Raw genomic sequence first — 16,531 nt, 5'->3', positions numbered from 1 at the left:
CAATTTCAATACACAAAAGCCCGATTTGCTATCGGGCTTTTGTGCTATTGGCTGCGTGGACGCACGGCGCAGTGGCTGCGCCATACAAGCATTATGACTCGTTACCATCCACCACTTTATGGCGCCATACGGCCGCGGCCAGCAATAACCAACCTAAGAGGAAACAGCCGCCGCCCATCGGCGTGATAGGGCCAAACCATTTGCTGCCGACCAGCGCCAAACCGTAGAGCGAGCCAGAAAACAGCACTATACCCGCAATAAATAAATACGCCGCCCAATCGAGTAAACGTGAGGTTAACCACTGCCCCGCAAAAGCAACCACAATCAAGGCAAAGGTATGGTAGAAGTGGTATTGCACCCCAAGATTAAACACTTCAATCAACTCTGGGGGCGCCACGGCTTTTAAACCGTGGGCACCAAAAGCACCTAGCGCGACCGCAAAAAATCCGCTTACCGCGGCGAGTAACAACAATCCTTTACGCATTTTAACCTCCAAAAACCAATAGGCTTTACAACGGATGACGCCCGAGCCGTTAATCCAGGCTCTGAGCACTTTACGTCATATCAAGAAGAAACATTAGCCAATAAATTTTGCTGATAAATCAACAGCCAGTGCAAGGTTAGCCGCTTCAGTCGTACCTGACGACTTTCTTGGGACAAAACTATGATCCCCATCGGCTAAGTATTCAATTTGAATATCATTGTTAAGTGGCCAACTAGGGATTTGCATCTTACCGCCAAACTTATCCCGCTCCCCTTGCAGCACTAACACGGGCACTTGGCAGTCGTTCAGGGGTTCCAACCTAGGCTCACCGCCCTTAAGCGGAATAAAGGGATAACCTAAACAAATAACCCTATCGATACGGCTGGCTTGTACGCTATCACAAGCAAGTAACGCCGCCATGCGTCCGCCCATGGATTTGCCCATCAAGACCACCCGCTTAACCTTAGGCTGAGCGTGCGCCACATCGAGCATCTCGCTAAAACAGGCAAGCAGCTTTGGAGCCCTGTCTGGCGGTCGCTTTTTACCATCCATGGCATTAGCCTGCATGTAGGGAAAGTTAAAACGCATCACTTGAAAGCCCTTGGTGACAAGACCTGCTGCCATTTGGCACATAAAGTCTGAGTCTCGATTCGCTCCCGCGCCATGGGCAAATAAAATCAAGATCTCTGAGGGTTCACCTTCTAACACATGGGCACTTAGTGCAACATTTACCGAGGGATTATCCGGGCAACAACTCACTGCGTGACTCCTCGGCAAACATATCTAACATCCACTCACGAAACGCGACCACTTTACCCAGCTCGGCATGATTCTGTTGGCATACGAGGTAGTAAGCATCTTTGCTCACTAACACTTCTTGGAATGGGCATACCAGTCGTCCCGCTTTAATATCGGGCCGAGCCAACACGCTATAACCTAACGCCACACCTTGACCATGAGCCGCCGCCTGCAAGACGAGGGAAGAATGACTGAAAATTGGACCTTGGTTCACATTGATATCGGTAATACCGCATTGTCTAAACCACGCCTGCCAATCGTGGCGACTCATATCGTGTAGCAATGTATGGTGTTTTAAATCTTCCGGCTTTGACAGCGGCTTAGGGCCATTTAACAGCATGGGTGAACACACAGGAATAAGCACTTCATTGCGAAGTTTATCGGCCCGCAGCCCAGGCCAATTGCCTAAACCATAATAGATCGCGACATCAACATCGTCAGTTAAGGAACTGGCCTCTGTGTCCACCGCCTTGATCCGTACGTCAATATCAGGATTCTTTTCACTAAACTTGGACAGACGCGGCACCAGCCACTGAATCGCAAAGCTTGGCGACATGCTCACGGTCAACGAACCAATAGCACTACGTGCGAGCAGCCTATCGGTCGCATCAGCCAATTGAATAAAGATGTCCTTAATATCGAGAAAATAACTCTGGCCTTCCTCGGTTAGCAGCAGTGAACGATTTTTTCGGCGAAATAATTTTAATCCGAGAAAATCTTCCAGCGCTTTAATTTGATGACTCACCGCAGCCTGAGTCACAAACAATTCTTCAGCCGCTCGAGTAAAGCTCAAATGCCGTGCGGCGGCCTCAAATGCTTTAACCGCATTCAGTGGTGGTAAGCGTCTTGACATAGTGATCTCTATCTCAATTTTTAATTAGTTTTTCTAATCCGTATTGTTACATTTAATCGTTTGTAAAGGCCAGCATTTTTGATTAAATTTTGCGCCAACGAAACACATGAGTTGGACAATCTCGAACGGGTGATGGGAATGTCTGACAGCAATACTTTGTCAGCCCGGAGGCGACTATGTTCAATTTAAAATCTGCTTTTGCGTTAGTGTTAGTCAGCGCACTCAGTGCCAATGTCTACGCTAATGTTATCAATGCCGAAATTATTATCGACACCAGTGATTTACAAACAAGTATCAATGCCGAACTGACGGCAACGATGGAAAAAATGCACCAAGAAGCACTGCAAGATCCCACCTTATTGATTGCCGATGAGGTGCTACCAGCACAGCAAGTGGTCAAAACCGAGTAAATTGCACTGCTTCGCAATAACATAAAAACCGCATTCCAATGCGGCTTTTTTGTATTCGTAATCCCGTAGATTGCTGCATATCAAGGTCAAACCTGAGGCTTGACCTTGCATACGCTTTGCTGGTTATCGCTTAAGGGCGGTAAACCTTAACATTGTGATAACCTTGCTCAATCAGGTAAAGTGCCTGTAATTTACTCATCACGCCACGCTCACAGTACAGCAGGTAAGTCTTTTGCTTATCGAGATCGGCAAACTGAGTCGCTAATTTGAAGAAAGGAATGCGCTTGATTTCCACGCCTTCAATCTCCAGCGGTTTATTCTCTTCTTCCTCTGGGGCGCGAATATCAATCACCACTTCATTGGTGTCGATAGCAACAACGGTCTCAGTTTCAGTGATACGGGTATTCATTTGTTCTGCTATCTCCCGGATATCAATGGCCACGGCTTGCTCTACGATACGGTCAATCAAGTCCTCAGAGAATTTGGTCTCTTCGGCCTCAACCTTAGCCAGTACCGCTTTAACAGTCGGCTTTTGTGAAATCACCCCGCAATATTCCGGCATAGACTTAGCAAAATCTTCGGTGCCGATACGACGGCATTCATTGATAATATCTTGCTTATCCATAGTGATCAGCGGACGCAAAATCAACATATCGGTGCAACGATCAATCACGTTTAAGTTGGTTAAGGTTTGGCTCGACACTTGACCCAAGCTTTCACCTGTTACAATCGCCTGAATGCCCATACGCTCGGCAATACGTGCAGCGGTGCGCATCATCATACGCTTGAGCACCACGCCCATTTGACCGTTGTCGATTTTCTCTAAAATCTCGGCCACCACAGGCTCAAACGGCACGGACACAAACTTCACCTTGTGGGATTCACCATAGGTTTTCCACAAATGGTAAGCAACCTGCTTAACGCCAATCTCGTGCTGCGCGCCGCCTAGGTTGAAGAAACAGTAATGGGTACGAGCGCCCTTCTTAATAAATTGATAACTCGATACGCCCGAGTCAAAACCGCCCGAAATTAACGACAACACATCTTCCTGCGTTGCCATTGGGAAACCGCCTAAGCCTTCGATACGCTTAGTCACCATATACAGTTTATCGCCCTCGATTTCGAGGTTAACAGTGACTTCGGGGTTCTTTAAGCGCACGCCAATCGCATCGGTAAACTGGTTTAAACCACCACCGACATAACGCTCTACTTCAATAGAGTTAAAATCGTGATTACCAGTGCGCTTGACACGTACACAGAAGGTTTTGCCGGCAATTTGGTCACGGTAAACGGGCAACACTTGCTGATAAATATCATCCACAGAGGTAAAGCTGTATTCATCCACTTGCACTACATGGGCGATCCCAGGGATACAGGCTAAACGCTCACCAAAGGCCTGAGCTAATTCAGGTTTATCATTTGGCACCTTTACCCAAATACGGTCCCATTGACGTTGCACTTTAGCATCTTCATCAACTTTTTTGAGCACGTTACGGATGTTGGTTTCAAGCATTTTAGTGAAGCGCATGCGCACAGGCTTACTCTTCATCATGATTTCTGGGTACAGCTTTACAATAAACTTCATGGGATTTCCGCGGGCAATTTTGGCAACAGCAAAATTGGTTAAAAGAATAATCGCCGGATTATAACAAACTCACGGCGATTGGCGCACCTGTTTCCACACAAGGGCTGCTCGTGGCGTGCGCTTACGCACAGTTGAACTTATAGTCAAAAAAGCCCAAATAAAAAAGCCGTGAGCAAGTCACGGCGTTTTTATCAAATAACTGATTTGGATTAAAAACTATTTACCTACTTGAATTTCTTCGGATTCTTTTGCTTTACCTTGTTCAATCGCAATCTCAACTCGACGATTTCGCGCACGATTTTCAGGCGAATCATTTAGGACAATTGGATTATTTGAGGCCATACCGACCACTTTCATCCGTTTAGGATCAAAACCCTTGACCTGCAATAACACATCAGCCACAGCTACAGCACGTTTACTGGAGAGATCCCAGTTTGAGCTATAGAGCTCATCACTTATCTGCATATCGTCGGTGTAACCCGATACGGTGATAATTCCCGGCACATCTTTGAGCAACTCACCGACCGAGCGCACCACTGGTTTAAATCGCGGTTGTAGGAAACCAGAGCCTGAGGCAAATGAACCTTTTTCACGGATGCGAATAATAATTTGCTGTCCAAGTGACTCAATTTCAATCGCCCCATCAGTGATCTCTTTATTGAGCTCCTGCGCCATTTTTTTCACTTGCTGATTGATCTTATCCTGCGCTGCCGCAGCCTCGGCCTTCACCGCATCAGCGGTTTCTTGAGCAGTGGCCGTTGCTTCACCACCTCGCTGCGAACCGTTCTGTTGTTGTACCCCACCCGCACTATCATCTTCCCCCGCTTGGAAATCCAACGTGGGTTCGGTCATTTCATTGGTTTGTTGGTTGATGATCTCAATCGGCGTGGGATCGGGACGACCAGGACGGAACTCGAGGGCAATCACCGAGGTCCCCTTAGGAATATCTTTAACTTCGACTTTGTTTTGCACCCCAAATGCATACTTCATCGAACCTGCGATCTGCTTAAACTTCATCACATCCATTTCGGAGAATGACAGCAGCAACACGAAGAAACACATCAAGAGGGACATCAAATCGGCAAATGTTGCCAACCAGAGTGGTGCTCCGGGCGGTGGACAGTTGCACTTAGCCATGGGCTACTCTCCGTCCGTTGTATCGATTTTCCGCTGTTTTTCAGCAAGATAGTTCTTCAAAAAGCCTTCAATTACTCGAGGGTTTTGGCCATCTTGAATCGCCAATACCGCATCCATAATCAAGTTACGGTTTAGCATTTCCTCACCCATTCTAAGGCTTAATTTATCGGCGATAGGAATACACACCATGTTAGCCACTACCGCACCATATAGGGTAGTTAACAACGCAACCGCCATTGAAGGGCCAATCGATTTCGGGTCCGACATATTGGATAACATCGCCACCAAGCCCACTAGGGTACCAATCATCCCCATCGCGGGTCCTACGTCACCAAAAGCCCGGAAAATGGCGATGCCGTTGCGATGGCGCTCTTCGGTGAGGGCGATATCTTTTTCAAGCGCGGCACGTACCACCTCACCGTCATGACCATCCACTAACATATCGACGGCTTTTTGCATAAAACTGTTGGAAATTTGTGCTTCTTCAAGAGCAAGAAATCCACCTTTACGCGCCGCATCAGCCATCGTCACTGATTGTTCGATAAGATCTTCAGGTTTATCAATTTTAAACATAAAGGCTTTTACTGCGATTTTTACCGCACCTAAAAACTGTTTTAAATTGAATTTCATCATCACGACAAAGAAGGAACCACCAAACACGATAAAGACGGAAGGAATGTCGATAAAAATTGCAATGCCGCCGCTGGTTACCATGGCCCAAAGGATAAAACCAAAGCTCCCGACTAGTCCAATAACTGTAGCTAAATCCACAACGGCTCCTCAATATTCTGTATAAACGACATGATACTGACTCTATTGGCAAAATAACACTAAATGTCATCCGTCAACGGTTAACACTTTGGTCTTAACCCAAGCCTTATTTTATGATGTCTTAAGATGATTATAAGCATAATGCTACTATTGTCATTTATCGGACAAGCTCTAAGCAAGTTTAGCGGCAATTTCTATTTTCTGAAAAAAATTCAGCAACAAAGCGTGCTATCGAGCAAATATCCATCGACTGAATTTGACCCTTGAGCCGCCCTGATATACCTTGTGTCCGCTCTTTCAAAGGAATTATTAACGTGGCAAAGAAACCCGAAAATCTCAGTTTTGAAGAATCCCTTGGTGAACTCGAGCGCATCGTTGCTGAGTTAGAGCAGGGCGATGTCTCTCTCGATGATGCGTTAAAACAATTTGAACGAGGCATCAATCTGGTGCGTAACAGCCAGGCAAAACTTGAACAAGCTCAGCAAAAAGTGGCCATTTTACTCAAGCAGGATGAAAATGCGCCCCTCTCTCCCTATGCCGTTGAGGGCGAATAAGCGTGTTAGTCAATGCAATAAAAGAATATCAACAACGAGTTGATAACCAATTAAAACAACGTTTTAGTACACTCGAAGATACAGCTCCTCAGTTAAAAGCCGCGATGACCCATGGCGCCCTTTTAGGGGGAAAACGCATTCGTCCCTTCTTGGTTTACAGTGTCGGGCAAATGTTTGGCGTAGCACTTGAAAAACTCGATGCCTGCGCCGCCGCGATTGAATGCATCCACGCCTATTCGTTAATCCATGACGATTTACCCGCTATGGATGATGATGCACTTCGCCGTGGTCAACCCACAGTGCATATCGCTTTCGATGAAGCCACCGCAATTCTTGCTGGGGATGCACTACAAACTTTAGCTTTTGAGATTGTGACTGAAGCCGTGCCAGGGATTACCAGCGAGCAACATATCGCTATGGTCAGAGCATTGGCAAAAGCCTCTGGTTATCGGGGGATGTGCGGCGGTCAAGCCATCGACTTAGCCTCCACCGATAAGCACATTGATCTTAAAGCATTAACTCAACTGCATAATATGAAAACAGGGGCGCTGATCAGCTGCGCCGTTGAGTTAGCCTTGATCGCCGCGAACGCGCCAAAAGATCAATATCAGACTATGATGGAATTTGCCCATGCCGTAGGACTTGCCTTCCAAGTCCAAGACGATATTCTGGACATTATTGCCACCACGGAAGAACTCGGCAAACCTCAAGGCTCAGATGCCGAGTCAAATAAGAGTACTTTTCCGCAACTACTTGGACTGCAAGGCGCAAAAGATACCGCCGCGCAACTGATCCAAGAGGCACTATCAGCGCTGGCTAAATTGCCATACAATAGCCAGTTAATTGCAGACTTCGCCCGCTATATTATTGAGCGAAGAATATAAAAAGAGACGAAGTATCTCGCTATGAGTTTGGACATTTCTCAGTTTCCGGTGTTGGCACAGGCCAACACACCTAATGAACTCCGCCAGCTTCCACAGGCCCTATTACCCCAATTGGCCGATGAGTTGCGGGAGTTCCTTCTTAAGTCCGTTGGCATGTCCAGCGGACATTTTGCCTCTGGGCTTGGCACTGTCGAGCTGACTGTTGCCCTGCATTATGTCTATAACACCCCGTTTGACCGTTTGATTTGGGATGTTGGTCACCAAGCCTATCCCCATAAAATCCTCACTGGTCGCCGTGATAGAATGCACACCATTAGGCAAAAGAACGGTTTACACCCCTTCCCTTGGCGGGAAGAAAGTGAATATGACACCTTTAGCGTAGGCCACTCAGGCACCTCCATCAGTGCCGCATTAGCCATGGCCGTTGCAGCCGAAAAAGAACAGGCAGGCCGTAAAGTGGTTGCCGTGATTGGCGATGGTGCAATGACAGGCGGCATGGTGTTCGAGGCAATGAACCACGCGGGTGATTTGCACAATGATATGCTGATGGTGCTAAACGATAATGAAATGTCGATTTCAGAAAATGTCGGCGCACTCAACAATCACTTAGCCCAATTGATGTCAGGCCGCTTCTACACCACGATTCGTGAAAGCAGCAAGAAAGTGCTCAAGGGCATGCCTGTTATCAAAGAAATGGCCAAGCGCACCGAAGAACACCTCAAAGGCATGGTGGTTCCTGGCACACTGTTTGAAGAGTTAGGCTTTAACTATATCGGCCCTATCGATGGCCACGATGTCGATGCCCTAGTGGAAACCCTGCGCAATATGCGCAATCTAAAGGGGCCACAAGTGCTACACATTATGACCAAAAAAGGTCGCGGTTATGAGCCAGCAGAAAAAGATCCTATCGGTTGGCACGCCGTCCCTAAATTTGACCCATCACAATTTAAGAAGCCAGCGACTAAGCCGGGACTACCAACCTTCTCTCAAGTGTTTGGCAAATGGTTATGTGATATCGCTGAGCAGGATGAAAAAGTCTTAGGCATTACCCCTGCCATGCGTGAAGGGTCGGGTATGGTGGAGTTCTCGCAGCGCTTCCCAAAACAATATTTTGATGCAGCCATTGCCGAGCAACATGCGGTGACCTTAGGCGCAGGGTTTGCCTGTGAGGGCTATAAACCTGTGGTCGCCATTTATTCGACTTTCCTGCAACGCGGCTATGATCAGCTGATCCACGACGTCGCATTGCAGCGTTTACCCGTACTATTTGCGATTGACCGTGGAGGTATTGTCGGTGCCGACGGCCCAACCCATCAAGGGGCGTTCGATTTAAGCTTTATGCGCTGTATCCCAAATATGGTGATTATGGCGCCATCGGATGAAAATGAATGTCGCCAGATGCTGTATACCGGATATTGCTATGATGCAGGCCCAAGCGCGGTACGCTATCCAAGAGGTAGTGCAACAGGTGCGACTCAAGTTGAAGCCATGACGGCACTGCCAATTGGTAAAGGGGTGATTAAGCGTTTAGGCAAACGTATCGCGATGCTTAACTTCGGGACTACCTTAGCCGCAGCACTCACTGCCGCAGAGAGTTTAGATGCAACAGTGGTCGATATGCGCTTTGTGAAACCGCTGGATGTGGATTTAGTCAAAGAGATGGCGCAAACCCACGATGTGCTCGTCACAGTGGAAGAAAACGCCATTATGGGCGGCGCTGGCTCAGGTGTGCTAGAGCTTCTGCAAAAGCTTAAAATGCCTAAACCTGTACTACAAATTGGCTTGCCCGATGAGTTTATTAAACATGGATCACCAGAAGAAGTGATCCATGACTTACAACTCGATGCCGAAGGCATGTTAGCGCAGATTAATGCCTATCTCGCCAATTAAGCTCAAGGGAGCTTGCTCCCAGTTTATGAAAAATAAGCTACTGATTAACTTACAATAAAATTTTTAAACTAAAAAGGACTGCATCTGCAGTCCTTTTTATTGGTTTAACGTTTTATCGCTTACGCTTCAATATCAATCGAAGCAGACTCTTGGCTAGGACCACCTTGAGACACCATCACCATGGCTGGGCGCAATAAACGGCTATTCAGTTCGTAGCCTTTTTGCATTACTAACATCACAGTATTGGCTGGGAATTCAGCACTTGGTTGCATACCAATCGCTTGATGTTGATCAGGGTTGAAGGCTTGTCCTTGAGGATCAATTTGTTTTACACCAAATTTCGCCACAGCGGTCAACAAACTCTTTTGTGTTAACTCAACACCTTCATAGATAGCTTTAGTGGTTTCATCCTGCGGATTAGTCCCTTGCAGCGCTCGCTCCATATTGTCTATCACTGGCAGCAATTCGTTGGCGAATTTTTCCAGAGCAAACTTATTGGCTTTCTCTACATCCATCGCAGCGCGACGACGAATGTTATCCACTTCGGCAGCTGCACGTATTACTGAATCTTTTTGCTCATCAACTTTCGCCAAAGCGTCAGCGAGTAACTGTTCCAGCTCTTCAATACGGAAATTGGCTTGGGTAAGCTCATCAATCAGACTTGCTTCTTCGGTAGAAACTTCAGACTCTACACCCTCTTGGATCAGATCCTGTTCTGCTTTAATCGACTCGTTGCTCATTTTCACTCCAGCTAAAAATGCTTTGTTTCTAAATACTCTGGGCATATTATGGGGATCAATTTTGACGTTTCAAGGCCTAAGGCCAGATCTAGCATAAATATGACCACAAAGTTCCACACCATTGGCCTAATTGGTAAGCCGCATCATCCAGGGACAAATCAAACCCTCAAACGTCTGCACCACTGGCTGACGATGCAAGGTTATGAAGTCCTCGTAGAAGAGCGGGTAGCAACTGAGTTAGGCCCACAAATTGTGGCGGTTGATTTATTAGAGATTGGCGAGCGTTGTGATTTAGCGATAGTCGTTGGCGGTGATGGCAATATGCTCGGCGCCGCCAGAGTACTGGCGCGCTTCGATGTGGGCGTGATTGGTGTAAACCGTGGTAACCTTGGCTTTTTAACGGATTTACCGCCGGATGCATTCGAAGAGGCGCTAGCTAAAGTGCTCGATGGTGAGTTTGATACCGAGCACCGTTTTTTACTTGAGGCAGAGGTCTATCGCCATGGACAGCTAAAAGCCAGTAATACAGCGGTGAATGAAGCGGTGCTGCATCCGGGTAAGATCGCTCACATGATTGAATTTGAGGTCTATATTGACAATCAATTCATGTACAGCCAACGCGCCGATGGCATGATAGTTTCCACTCCCACGGGGTCAACCGCCTATGCACTGTCAGCAGGTGGGGCGATTCTCACCCCCAATTTACAGGCATTAATTTTAGTCCCGATGTTTCCACACACCTTGTCATGCCGCCCTATTGTGGTCGATGCTTGCAGCACCATTAAGATGGTGGTTTCCCCTGAAAATGGCGAAAACCTTGAGGTTAGCTGTGATGGCCATGTGCATTTAGCGGTATTACCCGGCGATGAGATCATCGTGCGCCGCAGCTCTGAGCAACTTAGGCTTATCCATCCTAAAGGCCATAATTACTTCCATGTGTTGCGAAGTAAGCTCGGCTGGGGCAGTAAGTTGTTTTGAGTTTGTACGATGAGATGATGCGAAGCTTAACTCAAGCAACCTACCATAAAAAATATAGATAATGACTGACTATAGTTGTTAACAAAATGGAGTTGTGCAGCTGCATTGCTGTAAACAGCTTTATTAACCGTTATTAAATTTCAGATTAACTCATATTTCATAAGGTGACATTGCTCACGCTTAATTTCCCCACCCGATAAAGCGTGAGTCAGATCACACTAAAAATCTCAATCTAAAAATCATATAAAATAATAAAAATCATAAATTTAAAATAAATCATTAAAAATCACCGTTCCTTTTAATGAGAACCTGAGTGACATAGATCACACCTTAATATTGTCTTAAAAATTCATTAAGTGCCCATTAATGAAATAAATGGATCAGTTAATTGCAATACTGATCGCTAATTTAGTGAAGATCTGATTTTTTATAACTAAAAAGCATACAAGTTAAATTAATCACTGAGCATAGGAATATACAAACCACTCTTTAAGTGACATTGGTCACAGTTGAAGAAATCCTATGAGAGAAGCCTCCCGCAGCGCTGTAAATTAGCATTTCATATAGCAGTCAAAATGATCTAGATCATATAAGTTCAACCCCGAATAGCGTCTAGTACACACCACAGAATGTCGTAACAGTGATTATTAGTAGTGAATACTGCTGATTTATCCACCATAAGTTCTGATATCGAAGCACCAATAAGATTCCTATAAAAAATAAGACAGACCACTTTATGTAGAGGCAAGCATGACAATACTCCAACTCTTCGCCAGCTTGACGCCAGTGCTCAGTGTAATGATCTTTCTTGTATTACTGAGAATGCCCGCGTCAAAAGCTATGCCCATTTCCATGGTAGTTACGGCCATCGCCGCCGTATTTATTTGGCAAATGGATACCACTCTATTGGCCGCATCCGTTCTTGAAGGACTGCTGTCAGCGATCACGCCATTAACCATCATCTTCGGTGCGGTATTCCTACTTAATACTCTGAAATATTCAGGTGCAATGGATACTATCCGAGCAGGCTTCACTAACATCAGTGCCGATGCCCGTGTACAGGTGATTATTATTTGTTGGTTATTCGGCGCCTTTATCGAAGGTAGCGCAGGCTTTGGTACGCCAGCCGCCATTGGCGCGCCACTGCTGGTATTACTGGGAGTACCTCCTGTCGCCGCCGCCGTAGTCGCCTTAATTGCCGACTCAGCCTGCGTATCATTTGGAGCAATTGGTTTACCCGTGCTCTTTGGGATGGAACAGGGTCTTATCCAAGGTGGTGTAAGCATGGCTGCTGAGCAGTTTGCTGCCCATGGTGGAACCTATGCGGGTTATGCTCGATATATCGTAATGCATATGATCACTATCGACTTAATCACAGGTTCATTAATTCCGCTGGTTATGGTGACAATGCTGACCGGGTTCTTTGGCCGCAACAAATCCTTTAAAGAAGGCTTAGCCATTTGGAAATTTGCGATTTTCGCAGGTCTTGCCTTTACTGTCCCCGCCTGGATTATTAACTACCTTGCAGGCCCTGAATTCCCATCGGTTATTGGTGCATTAATCGGTATGGCACTGGTGATCCCTGTTGCGCGTAAGGGCTACCTACTGCCTAAAACACCTTGGAATGATTTCGCAGAGAATGACAACCAAGAAGGTGTGAAGATCGAAGCGAAAGCCCAGTTTTCACAAATTGCCGCCTGGACACCTTATATCATCATGGCTGCGCTGTTAGTGTTATCTCGTACAGTCACACCACTGAAAGCTTGGTTATCGAGTTTCAACATTAGCTGGACAGGCCTGATGGGTACTGAGCTTAAAGCGAGCTTTGCAACCTTATACGCCCCTGGCGCCTTCTTCGTCGCAGTGTGTATTATCGGTTTCTTCCTGTTCAAAATGAAAAGTCCTGCGATTAAGCAATCCATCGGTGTTTCATGCAAATCAATGTTACCGACGATTATTTCATTAGGTGCTTCAGTACCTATGGTGAAAATCTTCTTAAACTCAGGTGCTAATGGTGCTGGACTAGCCTCTATGCCAGTGGCCTTAGCCGATATGTTGGGCCATTCAATGGGCGCGGTATGGGCATGGATGGCGCCTATCGTGGGGATTTTTGGTGCCTTCCTGTCAGGTTCAGCGACATTCTCAAACATGATGTTCTCAAGCCTGCAATACAGTGTGGCTGATAATGTTGGCATGAACCATACGCTGATATTGGCACTGCAAGGTATCGGTGCAAACGCCGGTAACATGATGTGCGTAATGAACGTGGTTGCCGCAGCAACTGTAGTAGGTATGGCGGGTAGAGAGTCGGAAATTATTCGTAAAACCATGCCTGTAGCCCTTGGCTACGCCTTACTTGCAGGCACTATCGCAACACTTTGGGGTGGCTTCTAATCCATCTTGTTCGAAGTCACGCCGAGTGACTTCGACTTTCTTCTATAAGATAAAGAGAGTGATGTTATGTCGATTAACTACAAAGAGGTCATCAGTGATCTCAGAACACAATTAGGTGATCGTCCGGTGACGGATGATCCCGTCCGTCGTTTTGCTTGGTCTACCGATGCCAGCTACTTCAGAATCGTGCCCGAAGTTGTTGTCCATGCCGAGACCTTAGAACAGGTAAAACTCACCTTAGCCGTTGCCCGCAAGCATAATGCGCCCGTCACATTTAGAGCAGCAGGCACCAGTTTATCTGGCCAAGCGATTGGTGAAGGGATACTACTTATCCTTGGCCATGATGGTTTTAGAAAGATTGAAGTCAGTAGCGATGCAAAACAAATTACCTTAGGTGCCGCAGTTATTGGTTCAGACGCGAATGCTGTGCTAGCGCCATTGAATCGCAAAATCGGCCCCGATCCAGCGACGATTGCTTCGGCAAAAATTGGCGGAATTGTTGCTAACAACGCTTCAGGCATGTGCTGTGGTACTGCTCAAAACAGTTACCAAACCATCGCATCGGCAAAACTGTTGTTTGCCGATGGCACTGAACTCGATACTGGCTGTGAAAAATCTAAGGCTGAGTTTGCTAAGACCCACGGAAAATTACTGCAAGATCTGAGCGAGCTCTCCCATCTGACACGCCATAACACCGTATTAGCCGAGCGCATTCGTAAAAAGTATTCCATCAAAAATACCACTGGCTACGGTATTAACTCCTTAATCGATTTTACCGACCCATTTGACATCATTAACCACTTAATGGTCGGGATGGAAGGTACGTTAGCTTTCATTAACGAAGTCACTTACCACACTGTAAATGAAGCTAAATTTAAAGCCTCAGCCATGGCTGTATTCCATAATATGGAAGATGCTGCACGCGCCATTCCGCTGATTAATGGTGAAAGTGTTTCTGCGGCCGAACTCCTTGACTGGCCATCCATTAAAGCGGTAACAGGCAAGCCAGGCATGCCAGATTGGTTGTCGGAACTGCCTGCGTTATCCGCGATTCTATTGATTGAATCCCGTGCGGATGATGCTCAAACGCTCGAACGCTATACCCAAGATGTCAGTACCAAGCTGGCTGGTTTTGACTTCATCCGTCCGATGGAATTCAGTACCAATCCCGCGGTTTACGACAAGTACTGGGCGATGCGTAAAGGGCTTTTCCCCATTGTCGGTGGCGAGCGTCCAAAAGGAACCTCAGTTATCATCGAAGACGTGGCCTTTGAGCTTGAACATCTAGCCGCAGCAGCTCACGATATCACTGAGCTTTTCCATAAACATGGTTACCCTGAAGGCTGTATTTATGGCCACGCGCTGGCAGGTAACTTCCACTTCATTATTACTCCGACCTTCTCCACTCAAGCCGATATCGACCGCTTCCATGCCTTTATGGACGATATTGCCGATATGGTGATTAACAAGTACAACGGCTCAATGAAAGCTGAGCATGGCACCGGCCGCGCTGTGGCACCGTTTGTTGAAAAAGAATGGGGACAAGATGCTTACACCTTGATGAAGAGCATCAAACAACTATTTGATCCTCAGGGTATTCTAAACCCAGGCGTTATTCTTAACGATGATGCGAACGTCCACGTTAAAAATATTAAGCCCTGCCCTGTTGTCGATGATTTTGTTGATAGATGTATTGAATGTGGCTTCTGCGAAAAAACCTGCCCAACATCAGCACTTAACTTCTCGCCACGTCAACGTATCGCTACTCTGCGTGAAATCGAACGCTTAGAGCAGTCCGGTGATAAAGCTGCGGCCGCTAAAATGCGCGCCGATGCAAAATACGATGTGATTGATACCTGCGCCGCCTGTCAGCTTTGTACTATCGCCTGTCCAGTCGATAACAGCATGGGTCAGTTAGTCCGTAAACTACGTACACCTTATATCAGCACCACAGAGCAAAAAGTATTGGATTTCCAAGCCAAGCATTTTGGCGCGGTAAACCAAGTGATCAGTACGGGCTTTGATGTACTTGGCGTTATCCATAAAATCACCGGCGATGGCATTACTAATGCACTGATGAAAACGGGTCGGCTGATTTCTAAAGAAGTGCCCTACTGGAATCCGGACTTCCCCAAAGGCGGCAAACTGCCTAAACCGTCACCCGCCAAAGCAGGCCAAGAAACTGTGGTTTACTTCCCAGCCTGTGGTGGCCGGACCTTTGGCCCAACACCTAAGGATCCGGATAATCGCACCTTGCCAGAGGTGGTTGTTACCCTGCTCGAACGTGCGGGCTATAACGTTATTACACCAGAGAAGACCCGCGATTTATGCTGCGGCCAAATGTGGGAATCTAAAGGCGACTTTAAAAACGCCGACGCCAAACGCCAAGAGCTTATCGATGTGGTCAGCAAGATGAGCAATGGCGGCAAGATCCCAGTGTTAGTCGATGCCCTATCTTGTACTTATCGCACCCTCACGGGTAACCCACAGGTACAAATTACGGATCTAGTTGAGTTTATGCACGACAAGCTGCTGGACAAGCTGACCATCAACAAAAAGGTCAATGTTGCTTTGCACTTAGGTTGTAGTGCTCGCAAGATGAAGTTAGAGCCTAAGATGCAAGCCATTGCTAATGCTTGCTCGGCGCAAGTGCTCAAACCTGCGGGTATTGAATGTTGTGGATACGCCGGTGAAAAAGGTTTATATAAGCCAGAAATCAACGCCAGCGCCCTGCGCAATATTAAGAAGTTAATCCCAGTTGAGGTTAAAGAAGGCTATTACGCCAACCGTATGTGCGAGGTCGGTTTGACCCAACACAGTGGTATTTCCTACCGCCACTTAGCGTATCTGCTCGAAGAGTGCAGTCGCTAACACACTGACCAAACGGGGCTAAAGATAGCCCCGTTTTTCTTTAGAAGAAAACTATTCTCATTTATCGACAACTCCGCAAAGTTAACGAAATAAATCTTAAAATAAAAACCCAATTAACCATTTAAAATCATATTGTTAAAAACTTCTCATTTTTGCAAAAATCTAGTAGATCATTTACTAAA

Annotated in this window: 14 protein-coding genes; 7 read left to right on the top strand and 7 right to left on the bottom strand. The window is 46.6% G+C overall.

The annotated features are described in order from the left end of the window. Window positions 1-91: 91 nt before the first annotated feature. The 3 genes from M0413_RS00860 to M0413_RS00850 form a co-directional block, all read right to left on the bottom strand. Window positions 92-484 carry a DUF423 domain-containing protein gene (locus tag M0413_RS00860; protein ID WP_037416529.1) on the bottom strand — a complete coding sequence of 131 codons (393 nt, stop codon included), beginning with the start codon at window positions 482-484 and terminating at the stop codon, window positions 92-94. A 93-nt stretch (window positions 485-577) separates the two neighbouring features. Further along, window positions 578-1,243 carry an alpha/beta fold hydrolase gene (locus tag M0413_RS00855; RefSeq protein ID WP_069454567.1) on the bottom strand — a complete coding sequence of 222 codons (666 nt, stop codon included), beginning with the start codon at window positions 1,241-1,243 and terminating at the stop codon, window positions 578-580. Then, on the bottom strand, window positions 1,224-2,135 hold the full coding sequence (locus tag M0413_RS00850; protein WP_037416523.1) for a transcriptional regulator GcvA: 912 nt from the start codon (window positions 2,133-2,135) through the stop codon (window positions 1,224-1,226). The genes M0413_RS00855 and M0413_RS00850 overlap by 20 nt, the downstream gene beginning before the upstream one ends. Before the next feature lie 176 nt (window positions 2,136-2,311). On the opposite strand from M0413_RS00850, the gene M0413_RS00845 reads away from it, so the two are divergent. Continuing rightward, window positions 2,312-2,545 carry a hypothetical protein gene (locus tag M0413_RS00845; RefSeq protein ID WP_037416521.1) on the top strand — a complete coding sequence of 78 codons (234 nt, stop codon included), beginning with the start codon at window positions 2,312-2,314 and terminating at the stop codon, window positions 2,543-2,545. A 130-nt stretch (window positions 2,546-2,675) separates the two neighbouring features. On the opposite strand, the gene thiI is transcribed toward M0413_RS00845, so the two are convergent. The 3 genes from thiI to pomA form a co-directional block, all read right to left on the bottom strand. Continuing rightward, entirely contained in the window at window positions 2,676-4,130 is a 1,455-nt protein-coding gene (thiI, locus tag M0413_RS00840) for a tRNA uracil 4-sulfurtransferase ThiI (protein WP_037425834.1), read from the bottom strand. A gap of 216 nt (window positions 4,131-4,346) precedes the next feature. Continuing rightward, window positions 4,347-5,267, bottom strand: coding sequence for a flagellar motor protein MotB (locus M0413_RS00835; RefSeq protein ID WP_037425837.1), 921 nt, complete (start codon window positions 5,265-5,267; stop codon window positions 4,347-4,349). 3 nt (window positions 5,268-5,270) lie between these two features. Beyond that, the gene (gene pomA / locus M0413_RS00830) at window positions 5,271-6,038 is read right to left on the bottom strand and encodes a flagellar motor protein PomA (protein ID WP_047535853.1); all 768 of its coding nucleotides are present in this window, start codon (window positions 6,036-6,038) and stop codon (window positions 5,271-5,273) included. Between the two features lie 314 nt (window positions 6,039-6,352). Between pomA and xseB the strand changes: the two genes are divergently transcribed. From xseB to dxs, 3 genes are read left to right on the top strand one after another with little or no spacing between them, the layout of a single operon-like run. Continuing rightward, window positions 6,353-6,592: an exodeoxyribonuclease VII small subunit gene (xseB, locus tag M0413_RS00825; protein WP_011623480.1), complete on the top strand. Its 240-nt coding sequence runs from the start codon at window positions 6,353-6,355 to the stop codon at window positions 6,590-6,592. Between the two features lie 2 nt (window positions 6,593-6,594). Then, window positions 6,595-7,476, top strand: a complete 882-nt coding sequence (gene ispA, locus M0413_RS00820; RefSeq protein WP_037425840.1) for a (2E,6E)-farnesyl diphosphate synthase — start codon at window positions 6,595-6,597, stop codon at window positions 7,474-7,476. 21 nt (window positions 7,477-7,497) lie between these two features. Continuing rightward, the gene (dxs, locus tag M0413_RS00815; protein ID WP_055647999.1) at window positions 7,498-9,366 is read left to right on the top strand and encodes a 1-deoxy-D-xylulose-5-phosphate synthase; all 1,869 of its coding nucleotides are present in this window, start codon (window positions 7,498-7,500) and stop codon (window positions 9,364-9,366) included. 119 nt (window positions 9,367-9,485) lie between these two features. Here the strand turns inward: dxs and grpE are convergent, their stop codons facing one another. Then, complete coding sequence (grpE, locus tag M0413_RS00810) at window positions 9,486-10,106, bottom strand: nucleotide exchange factor GrpE (protein WP_037416074.1); 621 nt, start codon at window positions 10,104-10,106, stop codon at window positions 9,486-9,488. A 99-nt stretch (window positions 10,107-10,205) separates the two neighbouring features. Here grpE and nadK point away from each other — a divergent pair, with 99 nt between their 5' ends. The 3 genes from nadK to M0413_RS00795 all read left to right on the top strand — a co-directional run bounded on the left by nadK (window position 10,206) and on the right by M0413_RS00795 (window position 16,349). After that, the gene (gene nadK, locus M0413_RS00805) at window positions 10,206-11,084 is read left to right on the top strand and encodes an NAD(+) kinase (protein ID WP_086023973.1); all 879 of its coding nucleotides are present in this window, start codon (window positions 10,206-10,208) and stop codon (window positions 11,082-11,084) included. A gap of 750 nt (window positions 11,085-11,834) precedes the next feature. After that, the gene (locus M0413_RS00800; RefSeq protein ID WP_037416068.1) at window positions 11,835-13,478 is read left to right on the top strand and encodes an L-lactate permease; all 1,644 of its coding nucleotides are present in this window, start codon (window positions 11,835-11,837) and stop codon (window positions 13,476-13,478) included. A gap of 66 nt (window positions 13,479-13,544) precedes the next feature. After that, window positions 13,545-16,349: an FAD-binding and (Fe-S)-binding domain-containing protein gene (locus M0413_RS00795; RefSeq protein ID WP_249552816.1), complete on the top strand. Its 2,805-nt coding sequence runs from the start codon at window positions 13,545-13,547 to the stop codon at window positions 16,347-16,349. The last annotated feature ends 182 nt before the right edge of the window (window positions 16,350-16,531 follow it).

The organism is Shewanella sp. 8A (assembly GCF_023475945.1).
GTDB classification, from domain to species: Bacteria; Pseudomonadota; Gammaproteobacteria; order Enterobacterales; family Shewanellaceae; genus Shewanella; species Shewanella xiamenensis.
Note: the sequence above shows the minus strand (reverse complement) of the source record. Positions and strands in the feature narration are given on the sequence as shown.

Coding starts and splice junctions, on each gene's coding strand:
- dxs (WP_055647999.1), top strand. CDS start 7,498: ATGAGTTTGGACATTTCTCAGTTTCCGGTGTTGGCACAGGCCAACACA.
- M0413_RS00845 (WP_037416521.1), top strand. CDS start 2,312: ATGTTCAATTTAAAATCTGCTTTTGCGTTAGTGTTAGTCAGCGCACTC.
- M0413_RS00795 (WP_249552816.1), top strand. CDS start 13,545: ATGTCGATTAACTACAAAGAGGTCATCAGTGATCTCAGAACACAATTA.
- nadK (WP_086023973.1), top strand. CDS start 10,206: ATGACCACAAAGTTCCACACCATTGGCCTAATTGGTAAGCCGCATCAT.
- M0413_RS00800 (WP_037416068.1), top strand. CDS start 11,835: ATGACAATACTCCAACTCTTCGCCAGCTTGACGCCAGTGCTCAGTGTA.
- M0413_RS00835 (WP_037425837.1), bottom strand. CDS start 5,267: ATGGCTAAGTGCAACTGTCCACCGCCCGGAGCACCACTCTGGTTGGCA.
- thiI (WP_037425834.1), bottom strand. CDS start 4,130: ATGAAGTTTATTGTAAAGCTGTACCCAGAAATCATGATGAAGAGTAAG.
- M0413_RS00860 (WP_037416529.1), bottom strand. CDS start 484: ATGCGTAAAGGATTGTTGTTACTCGCCGCGGTAAGCGGATTTTTTGCG.
- M0413_RS00850 (WP_037416523.1), bottom strand. CDS start 2,135: ATGTCAAGACGCTTACCACCACTGAATGCGGTTAAAGCATTTGAGGCC.
- grpE (WP_037416074.1), bottom strand. CDS start 10,106: ATGAGCAACGAGTCGATTAAAGCAGAACAGGATCTGATCCAAGAGGGT.